The 14,313-nt window shown below is 46.6% G+C and carries 15 protein-coding genes; 9 read left to right on the top strand and 6 right to left on the bottom strand.

All coding sequences use genetic code 11. The features are described 5' to 3' along the window. Both hydA and MHI15_RS12495 read left to right on the top strand, forming a co-directional pair. The gene (hydA, locus tag MHI15_RS12500) at window positions 1–1,428 is read left to right on the top strand and encodes a dihydropyrimidinase (protein WP_076181985.1); all 1,428 of its coding nucleotides are present in this window, start codon (window positions 1–3) and stop codon (window positions 1,426–1,428) included. Further along, entirely contained in the window at window positions 1,428–1,679 is a 252-nt protein-coding gene (locus MHI15_RS12495; RefSeq protein ID WP_076179218.1) for a hypothetical protein, read from the top strand. Before hydA ends, MHI15_RS12495 begins: the two co-directional genes overlap by 1 nt. Window positions 1,680–1,947: 268 nt before the next feature. On the opposite strand, the gene MHI15_RS12490 is transcribed toward MHI15_RS12495, so the two are convergent. Beyond that, window positions 1,948–2,466 (bottom strand): GNAT family N-acetyltransferase, encoded by a 519-nt coding sequence (locus MHI15_RS12490; protein ID WP_341164461.1) that lies wholly within the window; start codon window positions 2,464–2,466, stop codon window positions 1,948–1,950. A gap of 181 nt (window positions 2,467–2,647) precedes the next feature. On the opposite strand from MHI15_RS12490, the gene MHI15_RS12485 reads away from it, so the two are divergent. Both MHI15_RS12485 and MHI15_RS12480 read left to right on the top strand, forming a co-directional pair. After that, complete coding sequence (locus MHI15_RS12485) at window positions 2,648–3,265, top strand: TVP38/TMEM64 family protein (RefSeq protein ID WP_036682051.1); 618 nt, start codon at window positions 2,648–2,650, stop codon at window positions 3,263–3,265. Window positions 3,266–3,324: 59 nt separating this feature from the next. Further along, window positions 3,325–4,236, top strand: coding sequence for an aldo/keto reductase (locus MHI15_RS12480; protein ID WP_076179216.1), 912 nt, complete (start codon window positions 3,325–3,327; stop codon window positions 4,234–4,236). 12 nt (window positions 4,237–4,248) lie between these two features. On the opposite strand, the gene MHI15_RS12475 is transcribed toward MHI15_RS12480, so the two are convergent. From MHI15_RS12475 to MHI15_RS12460, 4 genes are all read right to left on the bottom strand, one after another. Beyond that, window positions 4,249–5,760 carry an aminotransferase class V-fold PLP-dependent enzyme gene (locus MHI15_RS12475; RefSeq protein ID WP_280753196.1) on the bottom strand — a complete coding sequence of 504 codons (1,512 nt, stop codon included), beginning with the start codon at window positions 5,758–5,760 and terminating at the stop codon, window positions 4,249–4,251. A gap of 124 nt (window positions 5,761–5,884) precedes the next feature. Then, window positions 5,885–6,361 carry a DsrE/DsrF/DrsH-like family protein gene (locus MHI15_RS12470; RefSeq protein ID WP_036682046.1) on the bottom strand — a complete coding sequence of 159 codons (477 nt, stop codon included), beginning with the start codon at window positions 6,359–6,361 and terminating at the stop codon, window positions 5,885–5,887. A gap of 121 nt (window positions 6,362–6,482) precedes the next feature. Further along, on the bottom strand, window positions 6,483–6,800 hold the full coding sequence (locus tag MHI15_RS12465) for a hypothetical protein (protein WP_076124017.1): 318 nt from the start codon (window positions 6,798–6,800) through the stop codon (window positions 6,483–6,485). Window positions 6,801–6,854: 54 nt separating this feature from the next. After that, complete coding sequence (locus MHI15_RS12460) at window positions 6,855–7,478, bottom strand: acetate uptake transporter (RefSeq protein ID WP_036682044.1); 624 nt, start codon at window positions 7,476–7,478, stop codon at window positions 6,855–6,857. A gap of 335 nt (window positions 7,479–7,813) precedes the next feature. On the opposite strand from MHI15_RS12460, the gene MHI15_RS12455 reads away from it, so the two are divergent. The 4 genes from MHI15_RS12455 (at window position 7,814) to MHI15_RS12440 (ending at window position 11,693) form a co-directional block, all read left to right on the top strand. Further along, window positions 7,814–8,731: a prenyltransferase gene (locus tag MHI15_RS12455; protein WP_036682043.1), complete on the top strand. Its 918-nt coding sequence runs from the start codon at window positions 7,814–7,816 to the stop codon at window positions 8,729–8,731. A gap of 35 nt (window positions 8,732–8,766) precedes the next feature. Beyond that, a complete protein-coding gene (locus MHI15_RS12450) occupies window positions 8,767–9,543 on the top strand; it encodes a DUF6081 family protein (protein WP_248548951.1) in 777 nt (258 codons plus the stop codon). A gap of 38 nt (window positions 9,544–9,581) precedes the next feature. Further along, window positions 9,582–10,535 (top strand): 1,4-dihydroxy-2-naphthoate polyprenyltransferase, encoded by a 954-nt coding sequence (gene menA / locus MHI15_RS12445; protein WP_076219134.1) that lies wholly within the window; start codon window positions 9,582–9,584, stop codon window positions 10,533–10,535. A 162-nt stretch (window positions 10,536–10,697) separates the two neighbouring features. Continuing rightward, window positions 10,698–11,693 (top strand): Gfo/Idh/MocA family protein, encoded by a 996-nt coding sequence (locus MHI15_RS12440; RefSeq protein ID WP_341164460.1) that lies wholly within the window; start codon window positions 10,698–10,700, stop codon window positions 11,691–11,693. A gap of 88 nt (window positions 11,694–11,781) precedes the next feature. Here MHI15_RS12440 and MHI15_RS12435 read toward each other — a convergent pair whose 3' ends face one another. Next, window positions 11,782–13,137, bottom strand: a complete 1,356-nt coding sequence (locus MHI15_RS12435; RefSeq protein WP_076282222.1) for a dicarboxylate/amino acid:cation symporter — start codon at window positions 13,135–13,137, stop codon at window positions 11,782–11,784. A gap of 357 nt (window positions 13,138–13,494) precedes the next feature. On the opposite strand from MHI15_RS12435, the gene MHI15_RS12430 reads away from it, so the two are divergent. Then, window positions 13,495–14,265, top strand: coding sequence for a hypothetical protein (locus MHI15_RS12430; RefSeq protein ID WP_341164459.1), 771 nt, complete (start codon window positions 13,495–13,497; stop codon window positions 14,263–14,265). The last annotated feature ends 48 nt before the right edge of the window (window positions 14,266–14,313 follow it).

Below are 14,313 nucleotides of genomic sequence, written 5' to 3'. Positions count from 1 at the left end.
ATGAAAAAGATTATTAAAAATGGCATCATCGTTACCGCAGCAGATACTTATACAGGCGATGTGGCGATTGAAAACGGGGTTATTACGGAGATTGGCCTTCATTTGGATGTCCCTGGTGCGGAAATTATAGATGCCTCGGGGTGTTATGTTTTTCCTGGAGGCATTGATCCTCATACCCATCTGGATATGCCTTTTGGCGGCACGGTTACAGCTGATGATTTTGAGACGGGAACTATTGCGGCTGCATATGGCGGAACGACCACAGTCATTGATTTTTGCTTAACCACCAAAGGACAACCGCTACAGCAAGCCGTAGATACATGGCATCATAAGTCGCAGGATAAAGCGGTGATTGATTACAGCTTCCACCTTATGGTCTCAGAATTAAACGATAAAGTACTGGGTGAGCTTCCGGAGATAATTGAGAATGAAGGCATTACCTCGCTCAAAGTATTTATGGCTTATAAGAATACTTTTCAGGCGGATGACGGCACACTTTTTAAGACTCTTCAAGCTGCGAAAAAAGAAGGTGCACTCGTTATGGTGCATGCGGAAAATGGAGATGTCATTGAATATCTTGTTGAGCAGGCCTTGGCCGCAGGCAACACTGATCCGATCTTTCATGCGCTGACCCGCCCGCCGGAGCTGGAGGGTGAAGCTACGGGACGCGCAGCTTATCTAACCGAACTGACAGATTCTCAGCTTTATGTTGTACACGTGACCTGTGCGGAAGCCGCTTGGAAGATTGCTGAAGCGCGTAAAAAGGGACTGCGCGTTTACGGCGAGACTTGTCCACAGTATTTAGTACTGGATCAGACGGCGCTGGAAAAGCCTAATTTCGAAGGTGCTAAATACGTGTGGTCTCCGCCCCTGCGTGAGCAGTGGAATCAGGATGTTTTGTGGGATGCGTTATGGAACGGCAGTTTGCAGACGATTGGCTCTGACCAGTGCTCGTTTGATTTCAAAGGACAAAAGGATCTGGGGCTGGGCGATTTCTCCAAAATCCCGAACGGTGGGCCGACCATTGAGGACCGGTTTACGATTCTATATTCGGAAGGTGTGCAGAAAGGCCGGATCTCATTGAACAAATTCGTAGACATTATTGCTACCTCTAGCGCCAAGCTGTTTGGCTTGTATCCGCAAAAAGGCACGGTCGCAGTAGGTAGTGACGCTGACCTGGTCATTTTTGATCCTTCTGTAGAAAGAACCCTTTCTGCGGACACGCACCATATGAACGTAGATTATAATGCGTTTGAGGGCTTTGAAGTGAAGGGAGAGCCTATTTCTGTTCTCAGTCGAGGCGAATTTGTTATTCGCGACAAACAATTTGTCGGCAAAGCAGGTTCGGGAAAATACTTGAAACGCAAACGTTTTGCAGCGGAGGCTCCTCTTCCTTCTAAGGCAGAAATCAGCGGAGGTGTTGTCTAGTGTCTGCTTTTGCGGAATATGCCAAAGAACAGCAGGAGATTGATGGGCTGCTTTTTAAAGGATATACGATTGCCAGCATCCAAGAGGATTTGGACGGTGCCCGAATAAAGTTTGTCAGAGGGGAGCCGGCTAAAAGCTCGGTAGAGCTGTTACTGCTGACAGCGGATGCCCGTAAGTACGTGACAACCCTTGTGGTTGCGGGGCTGAGGGCGGAAGGTGAGCAGGCGGGTTGTTACAGTGGAGAGGTTTGAAGTAATGGAATTGAAAGCTGAGTAGTGAGCCTGCGCAGGATAGGGGGCCTACTGCTCGGCTTTTTATTGTGCTCCTGAAAGGGGGCGAGGAAATAAATTCCCTGAAAATAGCCGATTATCATCGCGGCATACACTTTTGGGGAAAACCTCCCTAAAAATTACTGAAATACGCCGATTTTGCTCAAATTCGCTGAATATTAGGGAAGTTTTCCCTGATTTGCAGTTATAGGCACCTGAAAGACCAAAGATCAGGGAGGATTTCCCTAATCTATTTCTGTCGCTGCTGCTCACGCGCTATATACTCATACCGTAATATGGACATGATATGCAGAGATTCAAAATGTCCCTCAACCTTCATACAATCACGTAGAGTCCCTTCCAGTGTAAAGCCACAGCTTTCATAGACATGGCGAGCCCTGTGGTTGTGATCTCTAACATCTAACCATAGCCGATGCGTCTCGGTGTGCTGGAAGATCCAGTCGCTCACGAGACGAAGCGACAGTTTGCCATACCCAAAGCCCTTGGAATGGATGACGATTCGTTTAATACAAACGGTAAGATGAATATCTTGAAGTCCTGTTACGATGATATAGCCGACTCTTTTCCCGGACCTCTCCCAAATTGTAAGATGCAGGATGTCTGGATCATGGATAGCCGTAATGTGCTCCTCTTTACTCCACTGTCCGATATAGGCACGATTAAGCTCACTTTGTTCAATGGCTAGAACGAACGCTAAATCCTGCTCAGTGGTAGTTTGCAGATCCAACGTTTCTGAATGAATGATCATAACCTTATACCCCCCGTCTAATATGTATTTTTGTCTATAGTAACGAAGAATTTTCTCCCTGTCATTTAATTAGTCCCTGTTGCTCACTCTATATTGGCGGCACTGTAGGAATGAACGTAACTTCGTGTATAATTGAGACCAAGTGTTAAGAATTCCAATCGGATGAGGAGATCAGCTGGTTATGTATTTTCTTGATATTATGTCTTGGCTGACAGAGGATAATCTGCGGCATCTGCTTGAACAATATCGTTCGTTTGGGCCCTTTCCGGGCATTGCGTTAACGTTTATGAAATCATTTATACCACCACTGCCAACTATTGCGATCGTAGGGTTAAATGGGGCCGTATATGGTTTATGGTTAGGTTTTTTGTATTCTTGGATCGGTCTGGTTGCAGGCTGTGTGACTACCTTTTGGATTATCCGCAAAGTAGCCTCCCATCGTTATTTACGAAAGTGGGCAGCGCGGCCCAAAGTAGCCAAAAGCATGACGTGGGTGCGGCAAAGCGGATTTAGCTATGTTTTTCTGCTTAGTATATTTCCGGTAGGACCTTTTGTTGTGATTAATATGGCAGCGGGGCTTGCCGGGATGAGGTTCCGTTCGTATCTTCTTGCGCTCACGGTAGGCAAAGCGATTATGGTATTCGCAGTTTCATACATTGGCAACGATCTGGAACGTTTCATTCGCCAGCCGTGGGAGATTATCTATGTTCTGTTGTTTATCGGGCTGTCGTTATGGGGAGTCAAAGCCATCGAAGCGCGTTTTGCTAGAACAGCACAGGATGGGAACAAGATAGCTTAGCATAGAGTCAGAATTAACTTGAATCCCTAAATCTAAATAGAATAAAGGAGGAAATGATGATGAAATATCGTAAGCTTGGCAGTACAGGAATGAATGTCTCGGTGATTGGCCTAGGGACTTGGCAGTTTGGCGGAGAGTGGGGCAAGGATTTCACTCAGGTTGAAGTCGATGCCATGCTGGATAAGGCTGGAGAGCTGGGTATTAATCTGATTGATACGGCAGAATGTTACGGAGATCACTTGTCGGAGAAGTTCATCGGGGATTATCTGGCGCGCCGCAAACGCGAGGACTGGGTTGTAGCTACGAAATTTGGCCATCATTTTCAGGGGCATTTGCAGCGGGAACAGCTATGGCGTGCTGAGGATGTGCTTAAGCAGCTGGACGACTCCCTCCGCGCACTCCAAACAGAGTATATTGACCTCTATCAATTCCATTCCGGAACGGATGAGCAATTCGATAATGATAAGCTGTGGAGTATGCTCGACAGACAGAAGCAAGCCGGCAAAATCCGTCATTTGGGCGTGTCGATCAGTGCATCGGGCTCGGGGGTGCACCAGACCTCTGCGGCAGCGGATGTGCAAGCAGAGGCCATACAAGTAGTATATAATCGGCTGGATCGTCAACCTGAAGAAGAGATTCTTCCGCTGTGCATCGAGCATCAATTAGGTGTGTTAGCTCGCGTTCCGTTAGCCAGTGGTTATTTGAGCGGCAAGTATAAGCCAGATGCGGTTTTTGCTCAGGGTGATGTGCGAGCTAACCATAAAGAGGATGTAAGACAAAAGCAGCTGCGCGCAGTAGCAGAAATTGCTGCTAATGAAGTGCCGTCAGGTCTGGATATGGCGCAGTGGGCTTTGGCTTGGTGTCTCCAGCATTCCGCAGTAACCAGTGTAATTCCGGGCTGCAAAAATGTAGAACAAGTCATCTCCAATGCCAGTGCTGCCGATTTGGACATGGTGAAGGGCAACGTGTGATAAGTTAGATTGTTACATGGTGAAGAGTTCTTGGAGCTTCATCTCGGGTGAATGCTGCGCGTAGATATGATTCCAGCTGTTCGTGGAAGTATCGTAAAGGTAGTCCTGCTTCCATTGCTGGACATGGGTCGCAATACTCCTTACAGCGGATACAATTCTCTCTACTTCCTGATTAGTCATAATGGGATGTAGGGAGATGCGAATCCACCCTGGTCTGAAGGATTGGTCGCCGCTCATGATCGCTCCGGCAATCTGAGCGGATTGCGTCCACCCTAATCCAAGCAGGTAATGTCCGTATGGACCTGCACAAGAGCAGCCGCCTCGAGCTTGTATGCCGAAACGGTCATTCAACAGCTGAACAGCGAGGTTGTAATGGATATCACGAAGTGTAAAAGAGACGATTCCATGACGTTCTGTATGATCTCCGGCCAGCAGCGCGCATTCCGGGATGCTGCGGAGTCCTGCCATTAATTCCTGACACAGCTCATGTTCTCTAATCACCATATATTGACCGGTTCCATTCATCTGCTCCTTCAGCTTCACGCAAAGTGCCGTGCGAAAAGCCTGTAAAAACCCCGGTGTTCCCCCGTCTTCCCGCATCTCAATCGCATTAGTGTAGCGGCGTCCTCCCCAAGGGTTGACCCAGGCTACTGTACCTCCACCCGGTTCGTCAGGAATACGTCCATTGCTCAGCGCTTCATCAAAGATTAGAACGCCATTTGTGCCCGGCCCACCCAGAAATTTATGCGGAGAAAAAAAGATCGCATCAAGCTTCTCCAGTGGGGAAGGTGGGTGCATATTGATAGGCTCGTAGGGAGCACTGGCGGCAAAATCCACAAAGCATACGCCCCCATGACGATGCATAGTAGCCGCTAGCTTTGCGTAAGGCGTCTGAATTCCAGTCACATTAGAACAAGCTGTAAATGAACCAATCTTGAAACGGCGATTGGGGTACAGTCGCAGCTGGTCTTCAAGCTGTTGAGGGTCAATATTTCCGTCCTTTCCGGCGGGAATGGTAACGACGTCACCAAGTCCCTCCTGCCAAGGAAGAATATTGGAATGATGCTCCATATGGCTGGTGAAGATAACGGGGCGGTCTTCCAGTGCACGGTTATTATGTTCCTGTAGCCATTCCGGGAGCCTTAATCCCATGATACGCTGCAGCTTGTTCACGGCTCCTGTTGTTCCATTGCCGCAGAAGAGCAGTACATCCTGAGGGCCAGCATTTACATGGTTCTTAATGATTTGGCGAGCTTCATTATAAGCCTGCGTCATGATTAGTCCGGTGGTGTTGGAATCTGTATGTGGATTGCTGACGTAGGGACCGAAGGCTTCCTGCAACTTGCGTTCGATCGGTTCATATAAGCGCCCGCTTGCGGTCCAATCGGCATACAGAAGCGGCTGTCTGCCATAAGGGGTGTTGATTTGATGCCGAATGCCGATGGTGTGACCACGAAAAGTATCAAAATGGTCTTGTAATGAAGCGGGCGTCTCTGCAGAAGAGGCGTGGATGATGTTTAGCACGGATATTCCCTCCAGCCCGTACGCCGTCAGTGTTAAGTTAATGGGTGTATTTTCGGCGTGCCAGTAGTTTCTATGGCAACAGTATATGCCTGCATGGGGGATTGGGTTAAAGCCTAGTCAGACTTTAAATAAATAACTGTACATCACTTTCTAAAGCATCTTTTAAATATGCCGCAGCATCGATGATTTCGACCTCTGGCAGCAGTTCCTCGGGCTTAAAGCCCATGATCTCCACAGAGAGCTTGCAGGCATAGAATTTGATGTTTTTTTTACGAGCCCCTTTTAGAAAATGAATCAGCTTCGGTGCGCCTTGTTCCTCCATCATTTCCTCGAGCATCATTCGTCCCAGCCCGCTAAAGTTCAGATGAGAGAGCGGCAGCTGCCCAGGGCCCTTCGGTGTAATAACATCCATCAGCTTCTCGTAGATACTCTTGTCCTCAAGAGTCATCTTCTCCGGATCACGCACCAAAAATAGACCCCAGAATGAAAAAAACATAGTAACCTCGACATCGATATCTCTTGCAGCATTTGCTAGGATCAGTCCAGCCATCGCTTTGTCGTATTCCCCACTGAACATTAGCAGATTGATTTTTTTGCTCACCCTGATAATCCTCCCGTTACTTTTATTAGAATGTCATTAGTATGGTTGTGGTGGGGAGAACTATGCGAAGAAGCTTTCTGAAATTATAAAAAAAAGCCCCCTTTCGGGAGCTTGAGATTTACTAATGTACTTCAGGATCTTTAGATTCTGGACCTGCATTGCGACTGATGTCGTAATAACGGGCGGACAGCCAAATAGCTCCGGTAAATAACACAATGAGCCCAAGGACGATAGAAAAGCGCCAATCGCCTGCTTTAAAATTCAACTGAAGCACCGTTAGTACTAGTGAAACTTGGGTCCAAACCAGTGTTCTTTTGCGAAAAGCCGCAATATCGCCAACCATCTTCGGGATATTCCGAATGATCAGATAGGCAATAACTGCGAGAATAAGGGCGAAGATAGCAGTTACCGCTAATTCAGAAGAGGACAGGACATGCATAGTCTCAGCATCCTTTCGGCTTGCAAAAGTATTAGTTTCAGATCAGAACAATTTCTATTTTTTGAAGATGCCCAGCGGAGCTCCAATCGGTAAGAAGCTGCGGCCGAAATGAGCGTTTAGCACGGATGCTCCACATCCGTAAAGGGACACGATACCAATACCAAGCTCAGCACAAGCAGCTAGCTTATGGAAGAATTCTGGAGCGATCCCAAAGGAATCAAAGGTTAGTCCGATAAAGAGAAAATCTATCAATACAAAAATGATAAGCAGAACTCTATTTGCCTCAACGGCACCAATCGTCATAAAGAGTGTGAAGATCAAGTAACCCAGAAATACAAATCCGAGCTGCTTAGGATCTACAGCCTCCGCAAGCGTTGGACCAAATACGCCAAGCTTGATTAGCCAGCTGCTAGCCATGCCGAACCAAAAGAAAGCGTAGGCGCCAAAGGCGGTCATACCAAAGGTATTGTTGTGCTTAGCATCCTGAATGGCGGCGAATAGCTGCGCGAATGCTCCCAGGAAGATAGCCCAAGGAATAACGTAGCTAAGTCCTGTTGTAAATTCAAGCTTCTGTGAAGAAGCGACCAATGTGACAATAGCCAGTCCGAATAGCCCGATGGCGCTAGGGTCGGCAGTGACGATTTTGACAGATTGGGTGTTAGGGGATTGCGCTGACATGACAGTAAAAGCCTCCATTATTATATATAGTTTTACGCTCTTAAAAACAGCCCGTAAGGGGCGCTGTTCATAGGCTTGCCTATCATATCATATCGGTATGTGCTTGCCTATAAAACAACACTCATTTTTTGTCGTAAAATAGGGGTCCTGCGTGAAATAAGGAATTGTTTACATTTTTATCTTCCATTATCAAGATACTTAACCAAACAAACGGAAGTATTATGTCAAGAATAGACATTATATGCAGTGATAATCTTCACAATCTATTGAAAATTGATGTATAATAGTCAGTGATAATTATTATCAAATCATATGAAAAAGGCGGTAAGCTTGAAGTGAACAAATGGACATTATTTACCAAGGCGACCCGGTTTTGGAGTTTTTCTGTTATGCTCATCCCGATTGTTTTGGGGACCGTTGGGGCATATGTATGGGAAGGGACATTCCATCCGGTTTTATTTATTCTTACCTTAATAGGGGCGATTTCGGCGCATTTGTTCTCCAATATGGTGAATGATCTGTGGGACTTCCGCAACGGAACCGATACAGAAGCAAAGAATTCCGCTGGTGAAATCAGCACAAACTCCGGGCTACTGACAGGTGGAATCCTCTCGGAGTCTTTTTATGCAAGGATGACCTGGAGTATGCTGGCGATTGCCCTTATCTGTGGTGGGATTCTTAGTATATATAGCGGTTGGAATATCCTTTGGTTTGTACTTGTTGGTGCTTTAATCGCTTATTTCTATGTGGCTCCGCCACTGCGTTATGGCTATCGCGGCAAAGGTTATAGTGAGATGGCCATTTTTATTGCTTTTGGGATTATGCCTGTATTAGGCTCCTATTTCGTACAAACCGGTCAGTTCAGCATGAAGCCTGTAATTCTCTCGCTACCTGTCGGATTTTTAACTACATTATTGTTGTTTAATCACCATTTCCTTCATTGGAAAGCGGATGAGCAGGCGGGTAAGCTTACGCTTGTTGTAGTATGGGGAGAACAAAAGGCGCTTGTATTCTCACGTGTACTTCTTTTCACTGGCTACGCTTCGGTGATAGTCTGTGTGCTGTTGGGTGTACTTCCTGTTTACGCACTGCTGGCGCTGGTTACAGCTTTCTGGCCGCTGCGCATTTACAGTAGTCTGAAGCAACATAATGCTTCGCCGGCTTATATCCCGCTGATGGGTGCTTCACAAAAAGCCTCCGTCCGCTGCGGAGTAGTAATGGCAATAACTTTATTAATTCAAGGCTTGATTTGATACTAATAGATGGACTACAGAAGGAGTGAGCTTTCATGGAAAAGAAGGACAAGGAATTGATGGCAGAAGAACAACAAGTTAAAGGCAATCGCATGGTTCTTGGGGATTTCCACTCCATTTTAGAAGAAGGAAAGGTCTGGAAGACGGGTGGATTTACACTGCCTGACGGATCATTTTGGGCTTACCGTGAGCCGGAAGCTGTAGTTATCGTTCGTAATGATACCTTGTATGTACGTGCGAAGTTATCTCGTGAGAACCATCAAGTGCAAATTCTGGACAATGCCAAGCACATGTATTATTCAGCCAAGCCAGTGGAGATTCCGGAAGCTGGAGAGATTAGCATTGAGCTGCAAATTCGTTGCCGTACACAAGGAACTGCACCTGGAGATCTGTATGATGGATATGTATCGCTGAACCTGCTGGATTTCACGACAGGCGCTGCGCTCGATTTCTTCGCGGGAAATGACAAATATGCTAGTGTATATGGTATTTTGCCGTTCCCGGGTGTACAAGTGCCAGAAAGCACTGGAACGAAATATTTCTGTATCTTTAAAGAAGATACGGATTTCAAACCACGGGAATTCAATACGTACCGTATTACCTATCACCGCGGCAATGATGAGGCTGTATTCTATTTGAACGGCAAGGAAGTACGCCGCGAGAAAAATATACCGCTTAAATTCAATAACTTCACTGTAGCGCTCGGAATTATGACAGAGAAGGATCTGAGTCCTGAAGGCAGTGTGTCTGTACATGGACAAACAGTTATTGCAGAATGGTCCCCGGTGACGGTTACAACAACTGAACAGTAATGCCTTGCAGGCTCATTTGACAGATAAGGGTGTATGGTGTGAATATTAAAAGCTTTCTAAGATTTGTGGAGCTACCGACGAAGGTAGCCAGTATTATTCCGTTTCTAATGGGAACGTTGTATGCCCTGTACCGGTTTGAGGATTTTTACGTACTGCGTTTTGGATTGATGTTCGTGTCTTTGCTTAGCTTCGATATGGCGACGACGGCGATTAACAACTATTACGATTTCAAAAAAGCCTCCAAAACCCACGGCTACGGCTACGAAACGCATAATCCAATTGTTCATTTTAAGCTAAAAGAGCGCACCGTCGTGGCGACGATTGTTATTTTGCTGGCGCTGGCAGCAGGGGGCGGGATTGCGCTTGTCACTCAGACGGGTTTGCTGGTCTTTTTGCTGGGTGGACTGTCGTTCTTGATCGGTATACTTTATTCGTTCGGGCCGATTCCCATCTCGCGTATGCCGTTAGGTGAGCTGTTCTCGGGTTTGTTTATGGGCTTTGTTATTATTTTTATCTCTGCCTATATCCATACGGATGAGCATGTGGTTTCACTGCTGCTTCAGAACGGCTGGGTCAGCTTGAATATCAACATCGTGGAAGTGCTGTACCTTTTCTGGTTTTCCGTGCCCGCTATTTTGGGGATCGCAGGGATTATGCTCGCTAATAATATTTGTGATATTGATGAGGATGTGGAGAATCGCAGGTACACGCTTCCGGTGTACATTGGCCGCCGCAATGCGCTTGTGCTTTTTAAATATCTCTACTATGTCTCTTATCTGGATCTTGTAGTGCTGCTGATCTTAGGGATTAACCCTATTCTGGTTCTGTTGATTCTACTTACGCTGATCCCGCTTCGCCGAAATATTGCCTTGTTCACAGAGAAACAGGAGAAGGCGAGTACCTTTATTCTTGCCGTCAAAAACTTCGTATTGATGAACCTTGCGCGTATAGTTGTGCTGGGTGCGGCTGTGCTGTTAAATGCACTAATATAAACATTCATATTTTATAAAAAGCAGTGTCTATCGGGGTTGGAGCTCCTTTTGGCACTGTTTTTTTGCAATTTGCAGGCTTCTTTCTGTTAGAGAAACGTTTCATTCTATGATAAGGTGGCTTTAAGTATAGTAAGTAATCTATAAGGAAGAAGGTTAGCAACGATGGTGCAAAAACTTCGCTGGGGAATCATGGGCTGTGCGCAGATTGCGACAGGTTCAGTGATGCCGGCTATAATGAATTCGGAGACGGGAATGATTACAGCGGTAGCCAGTCGCGGTTTAGAAAAAAGCAGCGCTGTAGCCGCAGAGTTCGGAATAGATAAAGCTTACGGCAGCTATGAGGAATTACTGGCGGATAAGGATATTGATGCGGTGTATATTCCACTGCCAAATCACCTCCATCGGGAATGGGTAATCCGTGCGGCGGAAGCTGGCAAACATATCTTATGTGAGAAACCGATCGCGCTGAACAGTGAAGAAGCGGCTGAGATGGTAAAAGCTTGTAATGATGCTGGAGTCCATTTGGCAGAAGCTTATATGTATCGGCATCATCCTCGGATTGCGGAATTGCAAGAGATTATCGCTAGCGGAGAAATTGGCGAATTACGCTCCATTCGAGGCACTTTTACTTATAATGACGCTACAGACACCTCTAATATTCGTTTTAAATCCGCTTGGGGCGGCGGCTCGCTTTATGATATCGGCTGTTATCCGCTAAGTGCAGCACGACTGCTGTTCGGAGCTGAGCCAGAAGCCGTAACAGTTCATGCTATGTTCTCTCCGGAGCATGACAACGTAGATATGATGGCTTCAGGACTGGTAGAGTTTCCGAAGGGGCTAAGCCTGATTTTTGATTGCGGGATGTGGGCATATAACCGCCAGCTGTTAGAGATTCTGGGGACCGATGGAATGATTGAAGTGCCTATGCCTTTTAATGCTAGAGATGAGGACGCTGAATTTTTTGTGCATACGGGAGAAGGGGGAAGACGGGTTGATGCCACCGGGGCGAATCCCTATACACGGGAGGTCGATGATTTTGCCGCCGCAGTATTTACAGGAAAAAAATTATTTGCACCTGAGGATGCAGTGCTGGGCATGCAATTGATCGAGACTTGTCTAGCTTCTGCTAAAAAGCGGGAAAGAATTAGTATGCTATAAGAAGATGAATCCAATAGGAATCTATGCAAAAAAAACCTCCGGGCGCTCTGCTTTACGCAGATTCCGGAGGTTTTTACAGTTTCAGCTTTTAAACGGTGCTCAAGAGAATATCATCGTCATCATTGCTATTAAACGCTTCACGGTCAAATTCACCTTCGGAATTAGCTACTAACAGAGCTGTTACAGCTGTTCCAGTTGCGTTTACAGCGGTACGGCCCATATCGATGAGCGCTTCAACACCTGCAACGATAGCGATTCCTTCAAGCGGCAGGCCGAGAGCAGTTAAGACTACTGTGGTGGAGATTACGGCTGGTCCAGGTACGCCAGCTACACCAATGGAAGAAATAATACTTACTAATACCAGTGTAATATAGTCGGTCCAGTTCAGATCAATACCGAATACTTGGGCGGTAAATACAGCCACAATAGCTGGCCAAATCCCACCGCACGCATTAAAGTTCACAGATGCCCCTAACGGTGCGATAAAGCTCGCGATCCGCGGGGAGACATGAAGCCGCTTCGTAATCACTTCTAGATTGACCGGTAGGGTTGCGTAGCTGCTTCTGGTTGTGAAGGCAACGGTAATGGTTGGATACACTTTGCGGAAGAAACGAATTGGATTCACCTTCGCTACTAATAGAACCAATCCGCCAAAGATAAGTACAAAATGTATAATCATTGCTACGTACGAGGTTATAATTACACTGCCTAGCTCCTGCAACGTCTCCCAGCCATAACGTGCGGTGATTCCGGCAATCAGTGCGAATACGCCATAAGGCGTCAGGCGAATAATGAATTTCACAACCTGATGCAGTATCAGTGTCAGGGATTCAATAAGATCACGTACAGGCTTGACGGCTTCCGGTTTCTTGGAGCCAATCTTGATTATAGCCACTGCTAGGAAGATCGCGAAAATGAGTAGAGGCACAACCTTACCCGTAGCTGCTTCATTAACAGGGTTAGATGGAACAAGATCGAGGATAACCTGGGAGAAGGTCGGGATTTCCCGGGCTGCAAAATCTGCGGGTACATCTTGTTGTATACCATGGCCGGGATTGAACAGCAGCGCAACGGATAGGCCGATAATAGAAGCGATGCCCGTTGTTCCGAGGAACCAGGCGAAGGTTTTGATCCCGATTTTGCGTAGATACTCCAGATTGGTTAAGGAAGAAATGCTGTTTAATACGAGTACGAATACTAAAGGAATGACGAGCATGCGGATCAAGCTGACATAAATGCTGCCGAATGTGCTAATAGCTTTGGTCTCTAAATCGAAGTACTGAAAGAATATACCGGCAATAAGTCCGATGCCAAGTCCGATGAGTACCCGGGTACCAAATCCAATTCGTTTACGTGCCAGTAGAAACAAAATTGCAAACACAAATATGGAGGCGACAAATCCATACCAGTTCGTTTCGATGGCGGATAATAAGTTGTTATCTATGTTCACTACCAATACCCCCTTAAACCTAGTTTTTTAATGTGATTAATCCTATTGAGATCAATCTATATAGAATTTATAGTAAAGTCAATGTAATTATATGTTAAAAAATAATCAATTCCGATAAAAACCATGTGAAAAATAAAAATTGATTGACAAGGTACTATGGCATGAATAATATGGAACTTAATCACAAGCCAATTGGAATCGACTGGACAGCCGGAGATTCAACGAAAGACGCGTAAATTGCGTCCCGTTGAGTCTCTTTTTTTTTACTTTAGAGAAGGGAGAGTTACGGATTTAAGGTACAAGAATGTAGTGAAGGGGTTTCTTATTTTATTTGAAAAGGATGGTACACATATGAAAAAGCTTTCGATCTCTTTGGTTGCCGCCGCTATCGTCTTCTCCGCATTGACGTATGCCGCGGTATCCGCTAACAAAAAAACAGCAGAGGCAGCACCCATTCAAGAGAGTAGTAATACAGTAGTAACCGCAGCAGCTTTACCAGCAGCTGCTTCTGCGGCAGCAGTTGTTGTTCAGGCAGAAGCTACTGCAGCTCCTGTAACAGAAGCTGTCCAGCCGGAAGCTTCGGCTCCAGCAGCTGAGACAGTCACGGCAGAAGCTACTGCGGCTCCAGCCGCAGCTGTTGATTCTGCGGCGAAGGTTGTGGCTTCAGCAGCTCCAGAAGCGGTTGCAGCTCAGCCTAAAGCAGCTACATCCCCGGCTGCGGACACCGCTAAGACGGCAACAGCTGCAACAACGGTATCTGCATCTGTTAAACCGCAAACCAGCGCAGCAACGCCTGCGCCAACTGCTGCGCCTACGACTGCTCCAAAAGCAAACGTAACCGCTAAAGCCGTTCAGCCGACCACCGCTCCTGTTGTATCTGAACAGCCTAAGGAAACCGCAGCTCCCGTAGCAAAAGCAACGGAGACACCTTCCAAAAAGGCTATAACCTTCTCTACCACAGAGGTAGTTAAGGCGACCCCGGCTCCGGTAGTTGAGTCTTCTCAACCGAAAACATCGTCTTCTGCACCTGCATCCACGGTCAGCGCACCAGCTCCTGCTCCAGCGGAAACGGTTCAGGCACCCGCACCGGCACCAGCCGCTGAGGAAGAGGTTTGTCCTTGATGAGCAGCAGGCTCATTCAGGATTCCTTTCAGCCCATTCTTCCCATAA

It is taken from the genome of Paenibacillus sp. FSL H7-0918 (genome assembly GCF_038007025.1).
Classification (GTDB): domain Bacteria; phylum Bacillota; class Bacilli; order Paenibacillales; family Paenibacillaceae; genus Paenibacillus_AQ; species Paenibacillus_AQ odorifer.
Note: the sequence above shows the minus strand (reverse complement) of the source record. Positions and strands in the feature narration are given on the sequence as shown.

Bases quoted from the DNA above. Each gene is read 5' to 3' on its own strand.
- MHI15_RS12465 (WP_076124017.1), bottom strand. From the start codon at position 6,800: ATGCATGTCCTGTCCTCTTCTGAATTAGCGGTAACTGCTATCTTCGCC.
- MHI15_RS12460 (WP_036682044.1), bottom strand. From the start codon at position 7,478: ATGTCAGCGCAATCCCCTAACACCCAATCTGTCAAAATCGTCACTGCC.
- hydA (WP_076181985.1), top strand. From the start codon at position 1: ATGAAAAAGATTATTAAAAATGGCATCATCGTTACCGCAGCAGATACT.
- MHI15_RS12450 (WP_248548951.1), top strand. From the start codon at position 8,767: ATGGAAAAGAAGGACAAGGAATTGATGGCAGAAGAACAACAAGTTAAA.
- MHI15_RS12480 (WP_076179216.1), top strand. From the start codon at position 3,325: ATGAAATATCGTAAGCTTGGCAGTACAGGAATGAATGTCTCGGTGATT.
- MHI15_RS12490 (WP_341164461.1), bottom strand. From the start codon at position 2,466: ATGATCATTCATTCAGAAACGTTGGATCTGCAAACTACCACTGAGCAG.
- MHI15_RS12440 (WP_341164460.1), top strand. From the start codon at position 10,698: ATGGTGCAAAAACTTCGCTGGGGAATCATGGGCTGTGCGCAGATTGCG.
- MHI15_RS12485 (WP_036682051.1), top strand. From the start codon at position 2,648: ATGTATTTTCTTGATATTATGTCTTGGCTGACAGAGGATAATCTGCGG.
- MHI15_RS12430 (WP_341164459.1), top strand. From the start codon at position 13,495: ATGAAAAAGCTTTCGATCTCTTTGGTTGCCGCCGCTATCGTCTTCTCC.